Source organism: Brevibacillus sp. NPDC003359 (genome assembly GCF_042878995.1).
In the GTDB taxonomy this organism is placed as follows: Bacteria; Bacillota; Bacilli; order Brevibacillales; family Brevibacillaceae; genus Brevibacillus.
Genome location: NZ_JBIAOR010000001.1, coordinates 1,304,612 through 1,326,402, shown reverse-complemented (window position 1 = coordinate 1,326,402; position 21,791 = coordinate 1,304,612). Strand labels below are relative to the sequence as shown.

General features: G+C 40.8%; 30 protein-coding genes and 1 pseudogene. 25 read left to right on the top strand and 6 right to left on the bottom strand.

Features of this window, described 5'->3' with window-relative positions:
• The first annotated feature begins 8 nt into the window (after positions 1–8).
• The 3 genes from ACFYU8_RS05930 to ACFYU8_RS05920 all read left to right on the top strand — a co-directional run bounded on the left by ACFYU8_RS05930 (position 9) and on the right by ACFYU8_RS05920 (position 2,416).
• Positions 9–1,730, top strand: a complete 1,722-nt coding sequence (locus ACFYU8_RS05930) for a DNA cytosine methyltransferase (RefSeq protein WP_390294934.1) — start codon at positions 9–11, stop codon at positions 1,728–1,730.
• A 364-nt stretch (positions 1,731–2,094) separates the two neighbouring features.
• Complete coding sequence (locus ACFYU8_RS05925) at positions 2,095–2,226, top strand: hypothetical protein (RefSeq protein WP_390294936.1); 132 nt, start codon at positions 2,095–2,097, stop codon at positions 2,224–2,226.
• Positions 2,227–2,254: 28 nt separating this feature from the next.
• Positions 2,255–2,416: a hypothetical protein gene (locus ACFYU8_RS05920; RefSeq protein WP_390294938.1), complete on the top strand. Its 162-nt coding sequence runs from the start codon at positions 2,255–2,257 to the stop codon at positions 2,414–2,416.
• A gap of 349 nt (positions 2,417–2,765) precedes the next feature.
• Here ACFYU8_RS05920 and ACFYU8_RS05915 read toward each other — a convergent pair whose 3' ends face one another.
• Positions 2,766–2,900, bottom strand: coding sequence for a hypothetical protein (locus tag ACFYU8_RS05915; RefSeq protein ID WP_390294940.1), 135 nt, complete (start codon positions 2,898–2,900; stop codon positions 2,766–2,768).
• Between the two features lie 249 nt (positions 2,901–3,149).
• Here ACFYU8_RS05915 and ACFYU8_RS05910 point away from each other — a divergent pair, with 249 nt between their 5' ends.
• On the top strand, positions 3,150–3,416 hold the full coding sequence (locus ACFYU8_RS05910) for a hypothetical protein (RefSeq protein ID WP_390294942.1): 267 nt from the start codon (positions 3,150–3,152) through the stop codon (positions 3,414–3,416).
• A gap of 66 nt (positions 3,417–3,482) precedes the next feature.
• Here ACFYU8_RS05910 and ACFYU8_RS05905 read toward each other — a convergent pair whose 3' ends face one another.
• From ACFYU8_RS05905 to ACFYU8_RS05890, 3 genes are all read right to left on the bottom strand, one after another.
• Positions 3,483–3,746, bottom strand: coding sequence for a hypothetical protein (locus ACFYU8_RS05905; RefSeq protein WP_390294944.1), 264 nt, complete (start codon positions 3,744–3,746; stop codon positions 3,483–3,485).
• A 412-nt stretch (positions 3,747–4,158) separates the two neighbouring features.
• A complete protein-coding gene (locus ACFYU8_RS05900) occupies positions 4,159–4,698 on the bottom strand; it encodes a hypothetical protein (RefSeq protein WP_390294946.1) in 540 nt (179 codons plus the stop codon).
• A gap of 614 nt (positions 4,699–5,312) precedes the next feature.
• Positions 5,313–5,438: a hypothetical protein gene (locus tag ACFYU8_RS05890; RefSeq protein ID WP_390294948.1), complete on the bottom strand. Its 126-nt coding sequence runs from the start codon at positions 5,436–5,438 to the stop codon at positions 5,313–5,315.
• Positions 5,439–5,648: 210 nt separating this feature from the next.
• Here ACFYU8_RS05890 and ACFYU8_RS05885 point away from each other — a divergent pair, with 210 nt between their 5' ends.
• From ACFYU8_RS05885 to ACFYU8_RS05825, 13 genes are all read left to right on the top strand, one after another.
• A complete protein-coding gene (locus ACFYU8_RS05885) occupies positions 5,649–6,044 on the top strand; it encodes a Rha family transcriptional regulator (RefSeq protein WP_390294949.1) in 396 nt (131 codons plus the stop codon).
• A gap of 16 nt (positions 6,045–6,060) precedes the next feature.
• Positions 6,061–6,360 (top strand): ORF6C domain-containing protein, encoded by a 300-nt coding sequence (locus tag ACFYU8_RS05880; RefSeq protein WP_390294951.1) that lies wholly within the window; start codon positions 6,061–6,063, stop codon positions 6,358–6,360.
• A gap of 13 nt (positions 6,361–6,373) precedes the next feature.
• Positions 6,374–6,538, top strand: coding sequence for a hypothetical protein (locus tag ACFYU8_RS05875; protein WP_390294953.1), 165 nt, complete (start codon positions 6,374–6,376; stop codon positions 6,536–6,538).
• A 731-nt stretch (positions 6,539–7,269) separates the two neighbouring features.
• Positions 7,270–7,392, top strand: coding sequence for a hypothetical protein (locus ACFYU8_RS05870; RefSeq protein WP_390294955.1), 123 nt, complete (start codon positions 7,270–7,272; stop codon positions 7,390–7,392).
• Between the two features lie 82 nt (positions 7,393–7,474).
• A complete protein-coding gene (locus ACFYU8_RS05865) occupies positions 7,475–7,927 on the top strand; it encodes a phage holin family protein (protein WP_390294957.1) in 453 nt (150 codons plus the stop codon).
• Between the two features lie 8 nt (positions 7,928–7,935).
• On the top strand, positions 7,936–8,670 hold the full coding sequence (locus tag ACFYU8_RS05860) for a peptidoglycan DD-metalloendopeptidase family protein (protein WP_390294959.1): 735 nt from the start codon (positions 7,936–7,938) through the stop codon (positions 8,668–8,670).
• Positions 8,671–8,675: 5 nt separating this feature from the next.
• Entirely contained in the window at positions 8,676–8,846 is a 171-nt protein-coding gene (locus tag ACFYU8_RS05855) for a hypothetical protein (RefSeq protein ID WP_390294961.1), read from the top strand.
• A 116-nt stretch (positions 8,847–8,962) separates the two neighbouring features.
• On the top strand, positions 8,963–9,397 hold the full coding sequence (locus ACFYU8_RS05850; protein ID WP_390294963.1) for a hypothetical protein: 435 nt from the start codon (positions 8,963–8,965) through the stop codon (positions 9,395–9,397).
• A gap of 135 nt (positions 9,398–9,532) precedes the next feature.
• Complete coding sequence (locus ACFYU8_RS05845; RefSeq protein ID WP_390294965.1) at positions 9,533–9,757, top strand: LexA family transcriptional regulator; 225 nt, start codon at positions 9,533–9,535, stop codon at positions 9,755–9,757.
• A 2-nt stretch (positions 9,758–9,759) separates the two neighbouring features.
• Positions 9,760–10,101 (top strand): YolD-like family protein, encoded by a 342-nt coding sequence (locus ACFYU8_RS05840; RefSeq protein WP_390294967.1) that lies wholly within the window; start codon positions 9,760–9,762, stop codon positions 10,099–10,101.
• Between the two features lie 12 nt (positions 10,102–10,113).
• A complete protein-coding gene (locus ACFYU8_RS05835) occupies positions 10,114–10,359 on the top strand; it encodes a YolD-like family protein (RefSeq protein ID WP_390294969.1) in 246 nt (81 codons plus the stop codon).
• 224 nt (positions 10,360–10,583) lie between these two features.
• Positions 10,584–11,297 carry a hypothetical protein gene (locus ACFYU8_RS05830; protein ID WP_390294971.1) on the top strand — a complete coding sequence of 238 codons (714 nt, stop codon included), beginning with the start codon at positions 10,584–10,586 and terminating at the stop codon, positions 11,295–11,297.
• Between the two features lie 446 nt (positions 11,298–11,743).
• Positions 11,744–13,111 carry a DJ-1/PfpI family protein gene (locus ACFYU8_RS05825; RefSeq protein WP_390294973.1) on the top strand — a complete coding sequence of 456 codons (1,368 nt, stop codon included), beginning with the start codon at positions 11,744–11,746 and terminating at the stop codon, positions 13,109–13,111.
• A gap of 327 nt (positions 13,112–13,438) precedes the next feature.
• Here ACFYU8_RS05825 and ACFYU8_RS05820 read toward each other — a convergent pair whose 3' ends face one another.
• Complete coding sequence (locus ACFYU8_RS05820) at positions 13,439–13,711, bottom strand: HU family DNA-binding protein (protein ID WP_173621504.1); 273 nt, start codon at positions 13,709–13,711, stop codon at positions 13,439–13,441.
• Between the two features lie 359 nt (positions 13,712–14,070).
• Between ACFYU8_RS05820 and ACFYU8_RS05815 the strand changes: the two genes are divergently transcribed.
• From ACFYU8_RS05815 to ACFYU8_RS05790, 6 genes and pseudogenes are all read left to right on the top strand, one after another.
• Positions 14,071–14,868 (top strand): hypothetical protein, encoded by a 798-nt coding sequence (locus ACFYU8_RS05815; RefSeq protein WP_390294975.1) that lies wholly within the window; start codon positions 14,071–14,073, stop codon positions 14,866–14,868.
• A gap of 45 nt (positions 14,869–14,913) precedes the next feature.
• On the top strand, positions 14,914–15,270 hold the full coding sequence (locus ACFYU8_RS05810) for a hypothetical protein (RefSeq protein ID WP_390294977.1): 357 nt from the start codon (positions 14,914–14,916) through the stop codon (positions 15,268–15,270).
• 351 nt (positions 15,271–15,621) lie between these two features.
• Entirely contained in the window at positions 15,622–15,951 is a 330-nt protein-coding gene (locus ACFYU8_RS05805; RefSeq protein WP_390294979.1) for a helix-turn-helix domain-containing protein, read from the top strand.
• Between the two features lie 784 nt (positions 15,952–16,735).
• Positions 16,736–17,428 carry a hypothetical protein gene (locus tag ACFYU8_RS05800; protein WP_390294982.1) on the top strand — a complete coding sequence of 231 codons (693 nt, stop codon included), beginning with the start codon at positions 16,736–16,738 and terminating at the stop codon, positions 17,426–17,428.
• 145 nt (positions 17,429–17,573) lie between these two features.
• Positions 17,574–17,699: pseudogene (locus ACFYU8_RS31490) on the top strand (hypothetical protein); the annotation flags it as partial.
• 367 nt (positions 17,700–18,066) lie between these two features.
• A complete protein-coding gene (locus ACFYU8_RS05790) occupies positions 18,067–18,753 on the top strand; it encodes a hypothetical protein (RefSeq protein ID WP_390294985.1) in 687 nt (228 codons plus the stop codon).
• Positions 18,754–19,053: 300 nt separating this feature from the next.
• Here the strand turns inward: ACFYU8_RS05790 and ACFYU8_RS05785 are convergent, their stop codons facing one another.
• Complete coding sequence (locus tag ACFYU8_RS05785; protein ID WP_390294987.1) at positions 19,054–19,185, bottom strand: hypothetical protein; 132 nt, start codon at positions 19,183–19,185, stop codon at positions 19,054–19,056.
• Positions 19,186–19,308: 123 nt separating this feature from the next.
• Here ACFYU8_RS05785 and ACFYU8_RS05780 point away from each other — a divergent pair, with 123 nt between their 5' ends.
• Together ACFYU8_RS05780 and ACFYU8_RS05775 are read left to right on the top strand one after the other, a co-directional pair.
• Complete coding sequence (locus ACFYU8_RS05780) at positions 19,309–19,875, top strand: DUF4062 domain-containing protein (RefSeq protein WP_390294990.1); 567 nt, start codon at positions 19,309–19,311, stop codon at positions 19,873–19,875.
• A gap of 1,255 nt (positions 19,876–21,130) precedes the next feature.
• Positions 21,131–21,781 (top strand): helix-turn-helix transcriptional regulator, encoded by a 651-nt coding sequence (locus tag ACFYU8_RS05775; RefSeq protein WP_390294992.1) that lies wholly within the window; start codon positions 21,131–21,133, stop codon positions 21,779–21,781.
• Positions 21,782–21,791 lie beyond the last annotated feature (10 nt).

Below are 21,791 nucleotides of genomic sequence, written 5' to 3'. Positions count from 1 at the left end.
CAGAAAACATGCATTACTTCAGAGAACTTTTTGTCGATAATTTCGCCGGTGGCGGCGGAACAAGTAGTGGTATCGAGTTGGCAATTGGACGTAGCGTGGATATCGCAATTAATCATGATCCAGCAGCGATCGCAATGCCCCTCGTTAACCACCCGGAGACAGAACATTACAACGAAAATGTTTGGGACGTTGATCCACGCGAAGTGACGCGGGAGCGTCCGGTGGGATTATGCTGGCTCTCTCCAGATTGCAAACACTTCTCCAAGGCAAAAGGTGGCAAGCTAAAAGAAAAGAGTATCCGGGGGCTGGCATGGGTCGCTGTTCGATGGGCTGCTACAGTAAATCCAAGGGTGATCATGTTGGAGAACGTTGAGGAGTTTAAGACATGGGGACCACTGCTCAAGGATGGTATGCCGGACCCAGATAAGAAGGGACGAACATTTCAGGCATTCGTGAACGCACTGAAGCGACAAGGATACCAGGTAGACTATCGTGAGCTGCGGGCATGCGATTACGGAGCACCTACCATTAGAAAACGTTTCTTCCTGATAGCGCGCTGCGATGGACGCCCGATAGTCTGGCCCAAGCCAACACATGGCGATCCAGAGAGCGTGGAAGTCAAGTCTGGAAAGCTACTTCCCTGGCGGACAGCAGCGGAGATCATTGATTGGTCGCTACCACGCCCGTCGATATTTGCACGAAAGAAGCCTCTGGCAGAGAACACCCTTCGCCGGATCGCTCGGGGAATTCAACGTTTTGTAATCGATAACCCACGCCCTTTCATCGTTCGAATTGGGCAGACAGGGTACGGTGGCGATAGATTGCAATACGAAGTCGATCAACCACTGACGACTATTACAACAAAGGCTGAACACCTAGTAGTCACACCGACTCTGGGAGTCAATACATCCGGACACCCAGGTAGCTCGGTAGATAAACCTATCAGAACCATCACCACGGGCTTTCATCACATGCTAATCAGTCCAACACTTATCCAAATAGGATACGGAGAACGTGAAGGTCAACAGCCGCGCGTGCTTGATCTTGAAAAGACAATTGGAACGGTTACAGCAGGCGGTAACAAATTTGGGCTTGCGACCGCTGAATTAATTGCTGTGCCCCATATTACAAAGTTCCGTACTGGCGCAACCGGACATGGAGTAGATGAACCATTGCATACGGTAACGTCCGGCGCAGGTAGCAAGCGACCTGCTGGAGCAGCTCATGCTTTAGGACTAGTCACAAGCCATCTGGTAAAGATGCGTGGAACGAACATTGGGCAGCCAGTCGCGGCACCGCTACAGACAATCACAGCAGGTGGGAATCACTTCGGAGAGGTCAGGGCCTTTTTAATGGCTTATTACGGGAGCAGCGTCGGGCAGAAGGTAGACGAACCATTAGGAACCGTGACAACTCGGGATCGATTCGGATTGGTGACCATTCACGGTCAAGACTATCAGATCGTCGACATTGGTATGCGTATACTGGAGCCACACGAATTGTTCGCCGCCGAAGGCTTCCCAGACACATACATCATCGATCGGGACGCAGGAGGCAAATCTTATCCCAAAAGTGCCCAGGTAGCACGCTGCGGCAATTCAGTACCACCGCCATTTGCGGAAGCTCTGGTCCGCGCAAATCTACCAGAACATTGTGCCGGGGCTGGTAATGTTGCTGTATTCGAGAGATATAAAGAGCAGCCGGCTGGACAGTTGGCGCTATCGATTTAACAAATTGCTCATTATGAAAGGAGAGATAGAATGCATACAAGTCGAATTAAAAGAATGCCCTCAGAAACTACAGGATGCTGTAGCTCGATATTTAGAGCGAAGTGAATATGCAGAGGTTCTATCTGTTCAAAAATGGTCGGATACACCTTTTGTCGATAAGTCAATAACTTATGATCGATTTATGGTCTTTATAGAAAACGTTAATTATTACTCCGTTTATCAAATTGGAGTATGCTCAAAACCAGAATGGTCTGATGATGATGTAAGGGTAAATAGTATGCTCGCGGCTGAAATCATTCAATTAGTAAAGCACAGTTCAATGCTGAAAGACGCATTTTCCTAATTGCTCAGGGAGGTAAGTTCGATGAAGTATACGGTATGGGAAGAGTTTTTTCGCTGGCGTTGGATTGTTCGGAAAAACATTGGAAAACGTACTGCTGAAAAGCTTGTTGCTGAGTGTCCAGTTGGTCGTCATAGATGGATTGAGCCGATTTGATTTAATTCAACGATAGGGAGGCAAGAAGATGTTCCCAATGTACGCAGGCAGTAAACGGGTGATGGTATTGAGCTATAAACCGAGATTGGATGACGTCATCAAGAATGACGCTACTGACGAGTGGTACAGGGTCGAGCAAATCGCAGGGCGGAAAGTACAGGCGGTCGGCATCAGTGACCCGAGACGATAGGGGTTTATCAAATTGTGTAATAAGAAAATCCATAAAAGCGATCAATCGTAAACAATTTCAAATACCAAATTTTTATTCAATCTTGTCTTAATAAATTGCACTGCATCGGCCCAATTACCGTCACTATCAGGAGTATTTGAGTAATCAATGCTTTCTTCCATGACAGGCTGAATATACTGTTCTTTCAATCTGAAAGCATACTAACCAAAGTTAGTAATTTACAAGTTTTGAGCATAGTCTGCAGTAATTAACACAACGGTAATTGAGGAAAAAGGTCCAATTATCTACTTAAGACAAAACAAAAACCCACTGTCGCCAGTGAGTTTATATTTTAAAAACTTATAATTTTTTAGTAGCAGAAATTGTAAGAATTTCCGCATCCTAGATAGCTGCACATAATCACAGTCAATGGTGGAAGCTCTCCTTGTACTTGATTTACGAATTTCACTTGGACATCTAAATCAAACAAATCTTGTTTTTGCATTGTTAGTTCCTCCTAATAACGTAGTTTTATTTACAATAAATGGTAATCCAAAAGCGATTTTTAGTAAAGTGCATTAATAGATATTTAGTTTTGTAGAGAGTACGGATGGTGAAGCCGTCACTTTGAATGGGAACACAACACACGATTTGATAAATAGGAGGAATTGGCATTCCAATCGTAGACGAGTACGGCTCAAGACAATTACATTTTGGTTCTGGTGACATTAGCGTTGGCGGTGGGTTGCTGGCAATGGAAGAGACGGTGGGAGTCGTTACATTTCACCAGAAAGAGCCGCGGGAAGTTGGCACCCGTACAGAAAACGGTCCGGGTCACACGCTGGATCCAAGCGAAACACCTGTGCGGATGACTTTCGAAAAAGTTGAAAGCATCGATGTAGTCATAAGACAGCTGGTAGAGGTCAGGGTAATGATGGTCGAAAAGAAAGTCGGAATAGAGTCAACATGCACTGGCAACGAGAAACAATGCTGCCCTGAGTGCGATCCAGACGAGAACTAAACAAAACAATCGATGTGATAAACAAGTCGATCGCCCCAATGAAAAGACATCAGAAATCTAGAAAATTCACCTTTCCATAACGGTTTCTTCGAAGATTTGGCTGTAATGGTGCAAATCAAATTGATCAGCTAATGCGCTAACTACTTTCCAGAATTCATCTTCATCGAAGCCCTCAAAATCTAAGACGATATACTGTGCAAGATTATGGAATGCGTGAGCTATCCGAAAATTCCGTTGGAAATTTTCTTCGCTGAATTGACCTGTATTTTTTATATCTAGCAGAGCCTGTGAAATTAGTTTTTTATATGCTCGCTTCTTTGTTTCAGTCATAAGATCATCTCCTCTATCTGATTAAATAGTACAGGGGTATGGAAAGTCCTGCAAAAAGGAGACAGTCAATTTATCAAAACATTACTTAAGAAAAGGTGGGCGAAGGGATATGAGACATGATTGGTTGTACGGTAAGTTACTTGTTGAAGTGGGAGCAGTAGCGAATGGAAGTAATGCATCACTTGTTTTGCCTAACGGAACGAAATTTCGACATGTGTCTGCTGGAATAGATAAACCCTTGGGAAGAGGAGATTATGTTTGGAGCAATTTTATTAACGGGACCAATATTTGCGTTCGCTTTGAATTTAATTACTCCCAAAAGAAGTCTCTCTCTTCTATACGGCGACGGACGGGGAGAGACACTTGGCTTGACAAAAAAAGAGCCACAGTAAGCGGCTCTCTCATTATAATCTTATTTCCCGTAAGTATTTGTAGCCCAGACAGGATACCAGCCTTTATCAGCGTGCTTTGTGTTATAAACAACTGCATTACCGTCATCTTGAACAACTAGAATGTCGCCAGTGAGGTCAGCTGGCACATTACTTTTTCCGTAATGGCGTGGAGCCCAATCTTCGGGAGCAAATCTCCATATAGTATAGCCTTTTCCCCTTTCTTGTAAACCAAGAGCTACTGGGAAATTAAGAGTTTTGGCGAATCCTAAATATTCGGGATAATATGATTTATAATAACCAGTGGCTGGATCAATATAATCAGCATGAAATTTAGCAGTGTCTGAAGCCCAGAGAGACGTTGTGGAATTATTGAAATTCTTATAAAGTACGAGATTTCCATCGTTCTGCATGATTAGGGAATATATACCATTATTCGAGGTTAACACTTGACCTTTTTCGAGTGTTTCACCAACTTTGAGCGTACTCTTTGCAGACGCCGCTGAGACAATGGAGAGCTGAAGCATGAATACCGCAAACAAAATTAATGAGAATTTTTTCATAATAACCTCTTTTCTAATAGTATTTTAATTGCTGGTGCAAAGCTTGTTATAAAGTAGTTGTGAGGAAATATTTACCGATAAAACTAGTGGTGCAAAAGATAAAAGGCAAGGATTGGAAGATGTTTTTCGAATTTGTTCGTCCTTCTGATACCTTAGTGGTTTGGCGTTTGGATCGTTTAGGAAGGTATGGTCAGGAATTTTTAGGGTTTATTTAACACAACGTACACTTAAACATTAGCATCAACCTTTCTATGATAATACCAATATATTCCACTATATATGATGTCCATTCTTATTGCTTTAGGAGATATTGTCGAATAGTAGACATGTGGACGACATTTTGAGCAAAAGTGAGAAAAGCAAATGATCCTCTAATCAATAGATTTACGAGGATGATATTTTGCAAAGTCCGGAGAGAGTGCTTGGCGAAGTGAAGTGAGTTCATGAGAGTGCAGACCCTTTAGCTTACTGGAAGCATCAAAGTGCTTGTGAATATGACATAATCATAGGAAACTTTACGAAAATCCTGAGTTGTTAGAAGCTGTTTAACATAAGAGAAAGTAAGAAAACGAGAGCATGATCGCCCTCGTTCACTATGAAAATAGCAATTATCCTCAACTGCAAAGAGTAATCCACGGAGGGCAAACCCCCCAGCCCAACGGGGAAGCGGAAGCAGAAGCAGCAACCGGAACAGAAGCTACAATCATTACAGTGAAAACAACAGCAAGCAACTTTTTCATATGTATCACCTCCAGTCGAAGTTCCTTGAATAGAATATACCATTATTTACAATTTATGTAAAAGTATATTGGCGCGGGGAAGTGAAATTCTGTTTGAGCACATGTGGTGGATCGATGGAGAAGAAAAGCTGTTTTGCGTTAAGTGTGGGCAGCCAGCAGAGCCAAAGTATTTAACACAATATTTCCTTTGTATCTAGGAGGGATAGAAGCATGAAGAATCTCACTATCATAAATCAAAAGGGGCAACTGCTGATAGATAGCAGAGAAGCAGCGGAAATGGTTTCAGTTAGACATGCTGACCTGCTTGAAAAAATCGGTGGATACACAAGGTACTTAGAAAACGGAAGTTTCCGTTCTCAAGATTTCTTCATACCCAGCACTTACAGGGTAGAAGGTAACAACAAGACATATGATTGCTTTCTACTAACTCGTAAAGGATGCGACATGGTTGCTAACAGAATGACTGGTGAAAAAGGCGTTCACTTCACAGCAGCATACGTCACAAAATTTGAAGAAATGGAGCGGGCGATTCAGCAGCCGTTCACCGGATTAAGTCAAGAGGTACGAGCAATTTTCTTTTTGGACAAGAAGACTCAAGAGGATTGAGAGTAGGGTTCAAAGGTTGGAAAATAACAAGACAATCGACTACGGTCAGCAATTAGTATTGCAAACTGCAGCAAGGCAGCAAGTGGTCGAGGTACTAGGCGGCAAGGATGGACAAGCCTATCAAAATAGCAGTCTGCGCGGAAAGGTGTTCTCCTCAATTTGGAAGGACTTCAAGGGGTACTTCAACGTCGATTCATACCGAAATACTCGGGTGCTCGATCTAGAAAAGGTGAGAGAGTACATCCAAGATTGGCGGCCACAGGGAAAACTCCTTCGAGAAATTGAAGATGCCAATAGCCAGTTGGCATTTTCGTAAGGGGGAAGATGCCATGAGATGTGGATTTTGCGACGAAAAGATCGAGACGGGCAAGCTTGAATGGATTTTGATTAGTAAGAAACCAACTGTTAGTCATTACTGTAGCTTGGGATGCTTGTCAGGTCATGTAGATGAAAAGGCAATGGAAGCAGAAGAGAAAAACGGATTAATTAACTAATCGGGAGCCGGCTATTTGGTTTTTCTGGACTTAAAGAGAGAAACTGATGGTTAATACAACATTATGAAAAGGGTAGGTGGTGTAGGTGAAAGATAAGCTGATCGAAAAAGTATGTGAAAAATGCCCCGCTACTCAATGGGGCAAGAAATCGATCTGTAGTGTCCACAACCTCCACGTTGGTAAAGTCGAGATCTGCCCGGAGTGGGACAATTAATTATCCAATGCTGTATGAGGTAATTCGTCAGTTGATTGGAGTGATAGCCCATCATCATCCTCTCCTTTTGCAAGGTACCATTCATGTCTGGAGTATGCGTCACAGTGTAGACAGTTAAAAGCATCCAAATTAAAATTTGGTACAACATAGTTCATTTGACCCCCCCAATCTATAAGAATGCTTAATGAAAATTATACTAGATAATGTAAAAACTTAGTAGATAACGCCTGCCCGATGATGTTGTTTAAATATGCAATTAGTATGGAAGGAGGAACTGGTCATTGTTATGAAAAAGTCTGCCGTAAGCGAGGATGTCCAAAGATGACGCAGATAATAACTGTGAGGAAAATTAGAACCAAGAGCAGCTTTACAATCAGGAGCGGGGCACAGCAGCTCAGAGAGGCTATAACGGAAGTGAAGTAAAATAGCGAGGTACCTAATCATAAAAAAATTTTAACAGCGAAAATGTACGAGCCATCCGGTATATCGGGTGGCTTTTTGTATTGGAGGGATCGCCATGAAATGGTTAATAAAATTCAACAGGCGTGTTGCACCACACAGTGCCATTGCACCACGTTCCCGGCGAGCTGACATTGATACCGTGACATTCAGCGATTGGCTTGATAGCTGCGGGATGTAGAAAGCAAATAGCATTTTTATGAGGAGCTGCTAACGTGGCTCCTTTTACTTTTGCCCCAAGCGGGTGAGAAGGAAGGTAACCTATGAAATTTCTACAGAGTTTAGAAAATGTAGCGACCCCTGCAAACGGCTGGGCGACAACTGCCGGTGCAATCGTATCGCCAGCCTTTCACTATCTATACGGCACGAACCGCCAGGACATCCTGATCGTGCTTTTTTTCATGATCGCCCTTGATTGGGTCACAGGCATTTCCGCAGCGAAAAAGAACCAGTCGTATTCGTCCGATTATGGCATATCCAGTATTCCACGGACGTTGTTTCTATTTGCATTACTGGCCGTTGGAAATATGTTGGATCGGGTCATGGGCACACCAGGATTCCTGTTCTACGGCGTCACCTTCGGCCTCATTTACCACACTTGGACAAGCCTCACCGCCAATGCTCACCGTGCAGGCTGGCCTATGCCGAAATCTATCGAGAATCTGGTTGGATCAGAAATCAAAGCGAAAGCAGAGAGATCCGCACGAAAGGAGTAAAAGTAATTATGATTCCTATGATGAAAGAGTATCGAGTCACCAGTCCTTACGGTCCACGAAAGAGCCCTATGAACGGATTACAAGAATTCCACACTGGAATTGACCTTGTAAAGCCTGCATATGCAAATATCCAAGCTTTCATTGCTGGGACGGTTGTTTATGCAAACATGGGGCGAGCAGGTACTGGAGTCGGCGGTTTTGGAAACACAGTAATCGTCAAAGACAAAGACAATCACCTACACATGTACGCACATCTCGCAGATTACTGTGTTTCAGTTGGTCAGTTCGTCGATCAAAGTCAGGTGATCGGGCGGCAGGGTAACACTGGAAAATCCACAGGCCAACACTTGCATTTTGAGGTTCGGAAAAATGGTCCGAGTTTAGGCTTTGGAAACCACGTACATCCAGTGAAGTATGTCGACGATTTTTATGCGAAGGAATGTCCACAACCAGTGAAAAAACCTGTGGATAAGGTTTCCATCGATATCAATGGGCTGGTGCTCCCGGTTCACGGCTACCTCAACAATGGCGTCTCAACCTTACCAGTGCGTGCGGTTGCAGAGGCTGCAGGTGGAAAAGTGGAGTGGATAGCAGCTACACAAGATGTCCGAGTAAACGGCAAGCAACTGATAGTCACAATTGATGTAGGAACGTCCTATGCTCCTGCTCGTGAGTTGGCTGCTGTACTTGGTATGCAGGTGGAGTGGGTACAAGAGACCAAGATCGTTAAATTGAAAGGATGATTACTATGAATAAAACAAACAAAAAGAAACAAGGAGTTTTGATGATCGTCGGGGGAGCTCTTGCAATTGCAGGAGCAGGTTATGGACTACTGTCAGATGAACAAGTCCAGGCTCTCCAGCAGGCTTTTGAATTGATCATAGTGCATTCTAAAAGTGATAGCTCTCCTACCGGATAAACGGGGGAAGGATGTTTATATTCTATTCTTTATAAATAAAAAGTAAATTCTTTACATTATTTGGAATAAAATGGTAATATAAACTCGTAATCTAGGAAATAATGGGAGGGAAACTTATGAAAAGGTTCAAGCCTATGTTAGTAGCTTTGGGTTTATTTACTGCAATTTCGTCTGTAACGGCAGGTGGTGCATTGGCAAATGAGAATTGGATTGTAAACTCTAAGTCTTCTATACAATCTGTAAAAACTTCCTTCAGATTTGATATTAACAGTCATCTTGAATCTGATCAGTTTAATGTAGCTGAGGGTGAAACTATTAAAGTTACAGTTGTACAATGGTTTACGGATAGTAAAGCAACAGGAAAGCCAAAAGTTTCGTATAAACTGTATAATATAAATAGTGCTGAAGCAAAAGGTTCAAAGTTAATTGAAGGTACGTATACAAATACAAACACATCGTTTGAATTTCCAAATCTAAAAAAAGGAAAGTATTATATTAAAATCATAAATGAATCAAACTCGGCGGTAGCTGGAAACGGGTATGTCGAGTAATAGATGCTAAACCGCTGTATAGGGGCTGTCTCAAAAGTCGATTTTTCGACTTAGAGACGCCTCTTTTTTTGTTTGCGTGTTCGCATTTCGTTCGCATATAATACAAACAAACGTTCTTGTTTGGAGGGGTGGCGCTTGCTCACGGATATTGAGCGCAAGGTATTACGGATTATAGGAAATTACTATGCGATGAAACCGAGACCTCCGAGTGTCGACGAGATATGCGTAAAGACCGGACGAAGCCGCGAAGACGTGATGTTGGTGCTTGAAGTGTTGGCACGCGAAGCGTACATAGAGTGGCGACGGACGGAACCTGACAAGATGGAAGTCATTGAATCGTTGGAGCGAAAGGGACCGTAATAATGGCAAAGAAAATTGATAATCTATTCGGATCATCACGGTTTGTATTACCGGAGCAACGTGAACTATACCTGCAAATGAAAGAAGACGACAAACTCGTACCCATGCCTATACTTGAGCAGGATGAGCTTGAATCGTTTCATTACCAACTCAGAGACGCCGGACGAGAAAACTATGCTGTCGCGATTACTTGGTGGAAACGCAAGAAGAATAGCATAGGAACTACTTGTAGGATGTGGGGAAAAGTTGAGTGGATAGATACGAATATCAGAAAGGTAAAGCTGCTTACAGATGAAGATGTTCAATGGATACCCATGGATACCATTATTGACGTTAGAAGCTAGGGGGGTTATTAGATGGCAAAAGCAACTACTCCAAAAAGACCGACGCGGGATGAGTTTGAATTAGAAGAATTGGGGACTCAGCTCATTGAAGTGAAAGATGATGGTGACGAAAGGTCGTTGATTGTTTGGGGAATGCCTGAGAAAGTGCGGGGGCGGATCACAGTTCTTGATTCGCGTACAAGGCTAGTTCATGTAGATGAAAACGGAACAATACGGAAAATACCATTCTTGGACATTATGAAGGTGAGTTACGAATAGAGGTACATAAGAAGATCGAGGATATGGTAAGACGATGACTGAACAGAAAAAAAGCGGTAGCTAGGATGAGAATGACGTCCTGGAATGCTGCCGCTTGTCTTACCTCATTATTCTACTATCGCCCCCGTTAGTTCAATACTGGACAAATGACAAACCACTTTTTGTTTCATAAAACACTTCGCATAGATTTTACCAATATGCAAAAAATAGGTGAGAGGTGCTTTATGCAGAAGAAAATTATCTTGCTCTTTGTTGCATTGCTTATCGGTTTTGCTCCTGTTGCTGTCGCTATTCAAGACGAGGAAGTCGAACCGTTTACTTGGGATAGACAGTATGTTGATGAATTAAAAAAAGTAGATGTTGCTGTGTATGTTCCGTCTTATGTAGCTTCATCTGAATTTTCTCGAAAACTTGGTTCTTTATTTGTAAGCAAACTTGAAGTAAGTAACGACCATTATTTATTCGAGATATCACGCCAAAGAGTGCGTGATGGGGAATCAAAAATTCTTACTTTTGACGTAATGACAATGTCAGCAGGTACTCTTCCCAGTTACCAAAAACGGCCTTTCTCTACATACGAAATGTTTGAGATATCAGAAGGAGCCACTAAATTTAACGGGTATGATGTAAAGTATTATGCTAATAAAAGAGCATTTATCTGGAAAGATAACGGCTGGGAATACTTAGTATGGGCAGAGAATACTAACAATGCTATTAATATCATGAAGCGTGTCATGGCTACAATACCAAAGGAAAGTAATCCTGTTCACGGTGCAATAAAAGGACAGATTACAGCTATTGATACAAATGAGGGTGTCCGTTCGGATGCTGGTTGGTCTTATGACAATGGAAAAACGTGGTACATAATAACTGGGCGAACTACACCAGAGCAATTAGTAAAAGTTCTAAAGTCTATGGTTAAATTGGATACCAAATAATAATATTAACCGATGGTATGCTAAGGCCCCCTTGAGGAAGGGGCTTTTCTATGTTATTACACTATTCTGCCCGTTAGTTGAATAACTTGCCGTCAGATTAACACCTTATTTGCATGGAGCAACAGCCATTTAAACTAATGCGGAAGTCCTCCTTCGGTTAAATCCTTGGAGGGCATTTTTTATTTGAACAGCTCTATGATCTTTCGACAAACCTCTCCATAAGCCAGCTTGAACGAGGCAGCTCCATTTCGGTTACCGTATATCATTTAAAAACATTTTTTGCATATAGCTCTATCGAGTCACATTAAAAAAAGGAAAGAGACTTGGGACCATAGGTCGTTCCAACATTAGGCCAGCATCGTAATCGGGCTACAGACTGATGATAAGTATTTATTGGTTTGTTACATTTTATGGGTAAGAAATTTAGCCTGAGGGAGAGTAAGCACGTGAAAACTGTATGGCGAATCAGTATTTATCTCATCGTTTTTGTTGTCCTAGTAGGAGGTGCAGGCACACTCGGGTTCGTCAATACAATGAATGAGGTAATGTCGGTTTACGATAAAGCCGCACCTGCATTGCCGAATGTGCAGGTACCGAAATATGACGCAAACAAACCGACAGTGGCAGTGTTGCTGGCGAATGAATCAACAGAAGTGTTCGATTTTCTCGTCCCATACGAGATGTTTGCCATGACGGAAGCTTACAATGTATACGGCGTTGCACCCGATCGTGAAATAAAATCACTAACCGGCGGACTCGATGTCGTTCCGCATTATTCGTTTGACGAAATGGATGCGATGCTCGGCAAAAGCCCGGACATTATCGTCATACCGTTTATGCCGATTCTGGATGAGAAAAAATATACGCCTGTCCGTGAATGGATTCAGAAGCACTCGAGCGACAAGACTTTATTGCTCTCCATTTGCAATGGGGCGGAAAACCTGGCCGATACTGGCTTACTTAACGGCAAATCTGCCGCGACGCACTGGGGAGACATCGACCGACTCATTAAACAATATCCGAAAGTTCAGTGGGTGAAAGATCTGCGCTATGTCCCACAAGGCAATATCATATCTTCTGCCGGTCTGACATCGGGAATTGATGCTACACTATACGTCATTTCCCAGCAGTTGGGTGAGGAGGCGGCGAAGAAAGTGGCGGTAGAGATGAACTATCCATCTTACGATTTCGTGAAAAAACCGCAAATGGAACCGTTCACTGTCGGGCTCAGTGATATAACGTTCATACTTAACAACGCTTATCAATGGAACAAAGTAAAAGCGGGCGTGCTGCTGTATAACGGCGTCGATGAACTAGATTTGTCCGCCGCATTCGATACGTACGCTGCTTCTGGCACGACGACGACGTTGACCGTTTCCAGTGCAAACGAACCGATCGTAACGAAGCATGGCCTGAACTTAGTCGCGCGTTATCAGATAAAAAACGTGCCGAAACTAGCGAAAATGATTGTCGTCGGTGCCGATGCCGAATTAGCCGCCGCCAAAGACATTAACCAATGGAACGAAAGCGGCAACAGCGCGGAACTACTGTACTTACATCGCGAAGCAACGGATCGGTTTGCAATGGATCCTGCATTCGAGGATTTGGCCAAGCAGGAGGATATTGGGACGGCGAAATTTGCTGCCAAACGGCTCGAATATCGCGCCACCGATCACCTGAAGCTAGAAGGAAGATCCTTCACTAATGAAGCGTTTGGCGTTCCAATTTTGCTCGGCATCTTGTCCTTACTTATCGCTTTTTTCATCGATCAACGCTTCTTCCGCACGAAAAAAGTTATAAGCGCATCAAGGTAGTGACATTCTATCCGACTTGAAGGTGGCCGATCAGGGGTGCTGGCTGAAAGTATAGACTGTTTTCTACGCAACTCCATCTGTCCGATGAAAAAATGTTATATACTGGAGTTGTTGATCTAGTGATTTCATAACCATAACTGCCCGTTAGTTTAATGTTTGTGCTGACGAAGTAATTACCAATTAATATTTCACGACTGATTGATACAATTATATCGGTGATGCTATATAGGGTACCTCCGGCATAACGGGGAATTAACTTGATTGACAACTATTGCTTTAAAAAAGGAAAACGCCTCGAATAATCGGGGCGTTTTTTGTATGTATAGATTATTTTACTGAATCCTTTAGTTCTTTACCTGGTTTAAACGCAGGCATCTTACTCGCAGCGATTTCAATTTCTTCTCCAGTTTGAGGATTACGGCCCTTTCGAGCAGCTCGCTCCCGCACTTCAAAATTGCCGAATCCAATAAGGGATACTTTGTCCCCTTCTTTTAGCGCATCTGCAATAGCATCTAATATAGCATCTACCGCTTTTGTAGCATCTTTCTTAGTTAATTCTGTGGTTTCAGCGACTCTTGTAACCAGTTCAGTCTTATTCATGAAAACACCCTTTCCTCAAGATATCCTCATTTTACTAGAAAAATAGAGGAAATGTAAGTGCTTGGGGAACGTTTGTTTGTGGTGACCATGATTAGTAGCCTGAAAAATGATATGTCCGAATGCATTCAAGAAATAACTGACCCGTCCTGTTTTGAGGAGACGTGTTATTTTGAGTTAATTTTAATTGATTCTAAAAGCGGATACCTCCTTCGGAATAATTCGGGGGAGGGATTTTTACTATGGCTTCCTGTATATTTTATAGTTTATAAAAATTTAGTATGTATAAAAAAACTTGACTTGATTAAATTACCATGTAATATTTTTACATGTAGTTATGTAATATATTGGGAGGTAATATTGTGGTAAGGATAGACAACAACTTTAATTTTCAGGCTGTGCCTAGCTATAGAGATTCATTGACAAGCGTAAATAGTGTACAAGATAAATATAAAACTGGAAAGGAAACTAAATTACAGGTACCGAGTAATAATATCGACACTGTAGAGATTTCAAACGATGCGCAGTTGATGTTGAGAAGTTCTAGAAGTGCGGCATACAGTAGTCCTTGGAAGGACGTAGAGGATATAGTATCAGAATGGTATGATATAGGGAAACAATGGTTAACTGATGCAGCTGATTTTGCAGTAGAAGCGGGCAAAGCAGGTCTTGATTTTCTTGTATTAGATGATGTAAAAACATTATTTGACCCTAAATCCAGTAATACGGATAAGGGATTAGCTGCTTTATCTTTATTCCCTGCTGGTAAGGCAATAAAAGGGATGAAACTTCTAAAAAAATTTGACGAAGATGTTGCTAAGTTTGTTGATCGTACTCTTTCGGGAAAAGTAAAAGTCGGAAAATATTATGTAGAGTCTCGTATACAGGAAGATAGCCTTCTCGTTAGAGAAGCTGAGAAGGCTATGAAAGACCCGAAAATACAGAAGGATGCTGATGCATTATTAAGAAGATACCTAGAAGGGAATAATAATCCTGGGATCTCTAATAATAATATTTTTGGAGACATCTTTGAACTCAGATCAAAAAATGGTGCAAGAGTGTACTTGAGAAAGTCAGGAGATACTGTTGAGGTACTAGCGAAATCTGACAAAAACAATCAGAAAGACGTTATCAACCGTTTGAGAAAACTATACGATTAGAGCATATTGGTCTATTATTGTCAATTGAGAAGGGATCTATTAACTATGAAAAAGCATATTTGGATTAACACGGAATTATCTGATATCGAGAGTCAACAAAAAAATGATAATAATGTAGATGTAATTGTCACCTTACCAGATAGAACAAGATGGTGGGGAACATTTTTTACTTATCAAAACATCGAAACATTACGACGGAAGAATAAAAATACTGGTGAGAACCTGTCTGGCACTTATCTATGGTCGATAAATATGGTTATTGTTGAAGATGTGAGTCGTGAAACGATTGAAAAAGTAGTGGATGAGCTTATTCGAGAAGGTGATTTACAAACAATTATGGCAAAGATCGATGATGTTTCTAGTGACTCAGAAGCTGAATATGGTGATGATTTTTTTGAATAAGCTAAGCACTCAGTCTCTACGAAGCCCTTATTTTTGGTGTTAAAGAAACAACCCGTCCCTGTTTTGAGGAGACGGGTTTTTCATTTAGTATCTATCCATGTAATCTGAGGTATAGACGAAATGCTTTCCGCCGCCAATCATGTACCCTTTGAGTTTTTCACGAAACAATTTGTCTGCAAGGGCCAGCTCAACAACAAACGCCTGGGCACTCCCCAGCGACCGATTCCGTTTCGCCCGCCCGTAGAATATTGGATTGTCCATTTTTTCGCGAATGAGGGCTTGAATAATCTTTAGATCCCTTGTCTAAACTGCGGATAAGGTCAGTTAAATAATTTTAAAAGGTGAATATAATTGAACAAATCCGTAGATATTCTCGAAGTAATAGTTCAGCAACTATTAGAGGATGATACGCTGGTAAAGATGTTGATACCGAGAATACTAGAAAGGATGGAGACGAGAGGCGAGCCTACGATTGAAAAGTGGTTAACTGTTAATGAAGCAGCCAAATACCTGAATATTTCTTCTGACACGATCTACGTCATGGTACGTGAAGGTACATTACCAGCATCTCGACTCGGATCATTAAGTTCACGAAAACCAGCACTTCGCTTTCAACTCAGTAAATTAAATGATTGGATGGAAGTTGGAGGGGTTCGCGATCCTGTTAACAAACAAGCATGAAGGAAAGAAATTATTCAATATAGCAAAGCGCACCCAGGAGTTTGATGCCTCACGGGTGCACTTTTTTTAAAGAATAGTTCTTTCGAATTTTGCCCACTTAGTTGCCCACTTTTTGCCCACGAAAATTTGAAAGGCTTTGATGTCATTTGAAACAACAGTAGGTGAAACTGTTGATATTATGCGGTTTTCATGGAGTTTTAAAACTGATCGAAAGCCAAGGATATGTTCCGCACACGCGTTCACGATTGGGAGCGCGAGCAATACATGACTGCTTATTAATAAGCGAAACCCCTTGTGCCTGTAGGTGCGAGGGGGTTTTTCTATTTGTGGGTGCGGGAGTAAAAATCGTTTCACCCACAAATCACTCATAAATCTTCTGCATATGGTCTTCAAATTTTCTCATGTTGTCGCTTTCGATTTTTTAAGAAATGTGAGCATCACATTTGCGGTAATATGCATGCTGCCATGACCTAGACGCTCTTGGATATATTTCATTTCAGTCGAACGATGGGTCACGCTATCGAAATTCGACATTTGGAGGGTTTTCCTTTTTTTTTGTGATGTCAAGTGTGGAGTAGTTGCTATGTCAAAAAGAGTTCATTTACAGTGTCACTTGACCCGTTGTAAAGTGGAAAAATATACAAAGAGAAACTAAGCTGCCTGAGTGATTGGGAGGCTTGTTTATTCAAGCGGGATAGATAACAAAAATAAAATTCAGAAAAACTACCCAATTCAGGAAATATCTGGTAACTTTATTAAAAGACGATCAGAAGGAATGATCTATATGTTTGAATGGTTACTGATTTTTTTCAATAATAGTTGGGTAACAAGTATTATTACTGGTTTGTTAGTATTTTATCTAACTGATATATATAAACGTTTAAAAGAAAAGAAGAGTTATTTTCAAAAAGTAGGGCAAGTAAATAAAGAAATATTTAAAACAATTAAATATAGTATACCTGAAGAAAAACTCCCATCAATATCGATATTAAAATCAATCCATATCGCGACTGCAAAACGGTATAATGTAAAACTTGAGGATGTTGATTCACTTCAAGCAATTTTCGATGATTTGATCAAAGAGATAATGGATTCAAATTTCCTATCACACGATAATAAACTGCTTTATTGCCAAAGATTGTTGGATACTCAGAATGGCTTAATCACAAAAAATATCGAGGAGACAACTACTGTTAAACAATATGTAACATTTACTTCTACAAAAAGTACAACTTTGTCTCTGATGTTTTCCACTGCCACGTCTATGTTTGCTGCTACAATTGTTTTTCTTTTGACGACATTCAAAGATAATAAATTTATCGAGATGTTCTCAACATTTATTGCGGAAAACTCGTTATCGCTATTGAATTTCGCCCTTGTCATCGGCGCATTTTTAATTTCTATAATGACCTTTTTTACTGAAGAAAAACAAAAACGTAAAATGAATAGAAAAAAGAATACTAACGCTATCGATTAGTCGAACAAAAGAGCACCCAAGTTGGTGCTCTTTCTTATTACTTGAGTAGCATTTTCCAAGCGATTGGAATTTTACAGCTGCGGGTCCTTCCCAGAGGGGGGACCTATGAGGGTCGAGCGAGCCCCTAAATCCAGCTAGACAAGCGACAATTCAGGGCATTCTCGCAGCCGGGATCGCAACGCTGGGGCACCAGTTGTGGAAACAGACATTTGTGAAAAGGGAAGGTGATCTATCCATTTTTATAATAACGAGCGTATTCAAGTCCGTTTAAACAAACTGAGACCGGTGCAATACCGAGCTTAGACTGCCTAGTGTTTACTGAAAATAATGTATTAGACTCGAAAAATCTAGTGTTAGACTGTGAAAATATAGTTAAAGATTAAGCAAATAAATAATTGGACTGAATGCGAATCATTACGCTAACGGGCAGTTTAGCACAATAATCACAACCGTATTCTGGTAAAATAATTCATGGGAGGAAGTAAGACTGAGTTGACTACATGTAAGAAGTATTAGTACTTCGGGTAGCTCAGCATCTATATGTACGAACAGGATCTCGAGAAAAAGCCTCTCTTTTTAGACATTCTCAAGCTTTTATTTCTGGATATGTAAATAAATCAAAAAAATAGAGGGGTATAATGGAAATAATAAATAGGTTGAATCAGATTAGAATTGCGAACAAATCAACTGCAAAACAAAAAGTTTTTTCAATAGTATATGCAATTATTGCCGGAGTTATTTTGGGTTTAGCAGCAAAAATTGTGGATAGTCCTGATTTCAACCCAATATTCACTAATATTGGTGATCGTCTTGGTATATGGGTATTTGTTGCAACACTTTTATCGGTTTTCAGCTATTCGCCCAAATTAGCGGCTGTAAAAATACTCGCCTTTTTTGGGTCGATGCTTACCGTTTATTATGTGTACACAACGCTTGTGCTACATTTTTTCCCGGAAAGAGAAATTATTTTTTGGAGCATATGCGCGGCTGTATCACCTGTTTGTGCTTATATTACGTGGTATGCGCATGGAAGCGGATTGTTTTCTAATATTATTTTAGCCCTTCCAATCACAGTATTGCTGTCAGAAGGGTTTGAATTACGTAACGCTTACTTACCCATTCACACTCATTACTATTTAATACCATGGCTTATGGGAATATATCTAATAATGATAGTTATTTTGTTACTTACAATCCCGAAAAACAAAAAGAAACTATTGGCCATTCTACTAATAGCTATTATTTTATCTTTAATCATGATATATTTTAATGTCTTTGCCCGTCTATTTCCTGGAATGAACAGTGTTTTGCAAGGCGTGATCTGATAAAATTTCTATAGTTTCAGCGATAGTATCAGAAAAGAAATGGGCAATTTTAATTCAACTAACGGGACACGATAGTTCAATAAAAAAAGCGGCGAGTCTAAGACTTTATTTTTAGGTCTTAAGTCGCCGCTGTTTCATGTATTAGGTTAAGTCTAAAACTTAATTTTCAACGAAGACCTAGCGAGGGCTTGTTTCAAACTATCTACTTGACAGGGGTAAGACCAGCAATCCGGGGAGGGCTATTTTATTTTAACGGGGCTATCAGTGAAAAATCCGTCACGCGCTTAACCGTCAACCTTCTTAGCCATAAAAATCCAGGTGAGAGAACTGGACAATCACTTGGTTGCCGCCGCGCAAGTCCTGCTCGATCTGAACCCGGTCCAGCTCAACAGGATTATTGATCAGAATCTTTCTTTTCCATTTCTTCTGCACGAATAAACCTCCTATTTGCCGTCTGGTGCAAGCTTGCCGCATGAAAACCCCAGTCAATTTTGACAAATAAAGTGAGTGAGTGGTAGATTCTATTTATACTAATTCTTTAATTTGGGTGGGCCTATGAGAAAAAAATTACAAATTTACATATCGTCTACTTTCAACGATCTTATTGAGGAAAGACATACCGCTGTTGAAGCAGTACTTCAAGCCGGTCATATCCCTGCTGGAATCGAGCAATTTTTCAAGGAAAGTCCAATGAAAATTAGGAAGAGATGGATCGACGAGTCCGATGTATATATCCTGATTCTCGGAGGATTCTATGGTTTAACGCTTCCTGATGAATCCAAGAGCTATACGCATTGGGAATATGAGTATGCCGGAGAAGCGGGCAAACCTAGATTTGCTTTTGTTGTCACAGATGAAGCATTAAGACAAAAGCCATACGACTTCGCAGCAATTGAATACTATCAGAAGTTTCAAGAGTTTAAGCAATCGGTCATGGAACAAATTCCTACCTATTATGTTGAAGATGTACGGCACATTAAAATGGTACTTCGTGATCAATTGCCGGGGTATGCAGCAAGAGACGATTTGTATGGCTGGTTTTCCGGCAAGGATGTCCCGGACGTTCAAAAGCTGTTGGAAGAGAATGCAAGATTAAAGGCGGAGTTGGAGAAAAAGAACTGAAAGAGGGGCTGGCGAATGGTCCCCGCCAGCTTAGACTTCTGCCTGGCAAACTTAAACTTCCCTAACTCCGCAGGTACCTCCATCCGCTCAGAAAGCTTAAACCCAACAAATGGACGTCTTTTAGCACATTAACTTTGTCGGGAGTTTTTTCCATCTGTAGTATGTCTTTCCGGAACATAATTTAGCGATAGTGGCAGTTCCACCAGCAACAGAAGTAATTATGGAACTTTTAGGAATTGTATAGCTGTTGCTAAAAGACCCGTCCCATTTTGCTTGAGCTTGTGCTTCCTGAATTGCTCGGTCTTGAGGAGCAAGTATGGTAAGTACCCATTGAAAAAATGCTGCAGGTTGAGCGGGTGTAGTGGACGATGGTACAACCTGACCAATAGCGGGAAATCCTACACGAAACGATTCTGTATGGCATGCTGTTTAAGGCAATTGCCCTGGATGCAGAAATCCTTAATCAAGATCAGCTCAAAATGTCATACCGCCCAATGATGGATACTATTTCTATGTGGGCTGAGACGAAGCATCACGAATTCCGAAGTCAGTTTGGTCGGCTAGGCGGAAAATCCATGTACAGAAATCAACTGATGGTTTTTTATACTCTGTAGTTGTCACTCGAGCGAAGTAATTACCAGTATTTATACATGAAATCATTTTAATAGCAGGCCGATAATAATTGTGTATTCTAGTATAGATTCTCTTGGGGATAAAGCGTACGACTTAATCTGTGCAGATGAGTCTGCGCTATTTTTTTATGGCAAGAGAAGGTATGCATACCTATATATACTTGTAGTAAATACTGAGCTGATAACCTACTATATTGATAAGAACTTTTTTATTCACGTACTACTTCTTATGTACCCCAATTTGCTTATAGCAGTTGGGGATTTTTTTGTTTCGAGGTGTCCACATGTTTATTTCTCCAATGCTGCTCGAGCAAGCTGATAGACCATTCTCAGACGGACGCCACATCTACGAACCAAAAGTATCTCCATAAATGTTCATGAACATAATTACTTAACTGTACATAAATAGCAAATGTTAAGGAATCTCATGCCCCCTGGGACCAAAGCCACCAAACTTCGAAGTTTAAAAACTGCATTTAGGAAATTTATGGTAAAAATAAATTGTGAAGAATCGCACTTACACTAACTGGCGGTTTTTTAAAATATATAAAAAAATCTACATATTTCTTTTTTGTATAAAAAAATATATAATTGAATGAAATTTAAAAAATGAGGTAGTTGACATGGAAAAAAGTAAGAAAGTATTTGAAAGTTTTATCCCTATAGCAAAATCTACTGCAAAAATGTTTGGACCAAACTGTGAAGTCGTTATTCATGATTTGACGAACCCTCAAGCATCTGTAATGTTTACAGTAAATAACCATGTTACAGGAAGAGAAATCGGTCAATCATTTGATCACCTAGTGAAGACTGTATTACGATCAGAAGACTTTAAAGAAGATTATCTTGCAGGTTATACATTTGTAACAGAAGATAAGCGTACTATTCGTTCTTCGACTTCATTAATACGTGATTCCAAGCAAAAAGTGATTGGTGCTTTCTGCATAAATTTTGATGTTGAAGCACTGAATCAAATGCAACAATTTATGAATACTTTTCTTTCTACACAAGTTGAAGTTCAAGAGAATGAAACAAAATCTGATGATGATATTGAAAATGTTGAAGGAATAGTGGATCAATTGATTCAACAAATTATCCAAAACAGTGTACATCCAGTCATGAAACGCCATGAAAAGATTGAATTAATAAGATTTATGGACGAAAAAGGCATTTTTTTAATGAAAGGATCTGTTGAGAAGGTCGCATCTTTGTTAGGCATTTCCAAAGTAACAGTTTATAGTTATTTGGATGAAATCAAAAATAAATCAAGTTAAGGAGAATCAA

Coding starts and splice junctions, on each gene's coding strand:
- ACFYU8_RS05930 (WP_390294934.1), top strand. CDS start 9: ATGCATTACTTCAGAGAACTTTTTGTCGATAATTTCGCCGGTGGCGGC.
- ACFYU8_RS05925 (WP_390294936.1), top strand. CDS start 2,095: ATGAAGTATACGGTATGGGAAGAGTTTTTTCGCTGGCGTTGGATTGTT.
- ACFYU8_RS05920 (WP_390294938.1), top strand. CDS start 2,255: ATGTTCCCAATGTACGCAGGCAGTAAACGGGTGATGGTATTGAGCTAT.
- ACFYU8_RS05915 (WP_390294940.1), bottom strand. CDS start 2,900: ATGCAAAAACAAGATTTGTTTGATTTAGATGTCCAAGTGAAATTCGTA.
- ACFYU8_RS05910 (WP_390294942.1), top strand. CDS start 3,150: ATGGAAGAGACGGTGGGAGTCGTTACATTTCACCAGAAAGAGCCGCGG.
- ACFYU8_RS05905 (WP_390294944.1), bottom strand. CDS start 3,746: ATGACTGAAACAAAGAAGCGAGCATATAAAAAACTAATTTCACAGGCT.
- ACFYU8_RS05900 (WP_390294946.1), bottom strand. CDS start 4,698: ATGAAAAAATTCTCATTAATTTTGTTTGCGGTATTCATGCTTCAGCTC.
- ACFYU8_RS05890 (WP_390294948.1), bottom strand. CDS start 5,438: ATGAAAAAGTTGCTTGCTGTTGTTTTCACTGTAATGATTGTAGCTTCT.
- ACFYU8_RS05885 (WP_390294949.1), top strand. CDS start 5,649: ATGAAGAATCTCACTATCATAAATCAAAAGGGGCAACTGCTGATAGAT.
- ACFYU8_RS05875 (WP_390294953.1), top strand. CDS start 6,374: ATGAGATGTGGATTTTGCGACGAAAAGATCGAGACGGGCAAGCTTGAA.
- ACFYU8_RS05870 (WP_390294955.1), top strand. CDS start 7,270: ATGAAATGGTTAATAAAATTCAACAGGCGTGTTGCACCACACAGTGCC.
- ACFYU8_RS05865 (WP_390294957.1), top strand. CDS start 7,475: ATGAAATTTCTACAGAGTTTAGAAAATGTAGCGACCCCTGCAAACGGC.
- ACFYU8_RS05860 (WP_390294959.1), top strand. CDS start 7,936: ATGATTCCTATGATGAAAGAGTATCGAGTCACCAGTCCTTACGGTCCA.
- ACFYU8_RS05855 (WP_390294961.1), top strand. CDS start 8,676: ATGAATAAAACAAACAAAAAGAAACAAGGAGTTTTGATGATCGTCGGG.
- ACFYU8_RS05850 (WP_390294963.1), top strand. CDS start 8,963: ATGAAAAGGTTCAAGCCTATGTTAGTAGCTTTGGGTTTATTTACTGCA.
- ACFYU8_RS05840 (WP_390294967.1), top strand. CDS start 9,760: ATGGCAAAGAAAATTGATAATCTATTCGGATCATCACGGTTTGTATTA.
- ACFYU8_RS05835 (WP_390294969.1), top strand. CDS start 10,114: ATGGCAAAAGCAACTACTCCAAAAAGACCGACGCGGGATGAGTTTGAA.
- ACFYU8_RS05830 (WP_390294971.1), top strand. CDS start 10,584: ATGCAGAAGAAAATTATCTTGCTCTTTGTTGCATTGCTTATCGGTTTT.
- ACFYU8_RS05820 (WP_173621504.1), bottom strand. CDS start 13,711: ATGAATAAGACTGAACTGGTTACAAGAGTCGCTGAAACCACAGAATTA.
- ACFYU8_RS05810 (WP_390294977.1), top strand. CDS start 14,914: ATGAAAAAGCATATTTGGATTAACACGGAATTATCTGATATCGAGAGT.
- ACFYU8_RS05800 (WP_390294982.1), top strand. CDS start 16,736: ATGTTTGAATGGTTACTGATTTTTTTCAATAATAGTTGGGTAACAAGT.
- ACFYU8_RS05790 (WP_390294985.1), top strand. CDS start 18,067: ATGGAAATAATAAATAGGTTGAATCAGATTAGAATTGCGAACAAATCA.
- ACFYU8_RS05780 (WP_390294990.1), top strand. CDS start 19,309: ATGAGAAAAAAATTACAAATTTACATATCGTCTACTTTCAACGATCTT.
- ACFYU8_RS05775 (WP_390294992.1), top strand. CDS start 21,131: ATGGAAAAAAGTAAGAAAGTATTTGAAAGTTTTATCCCTATAGCAAAA.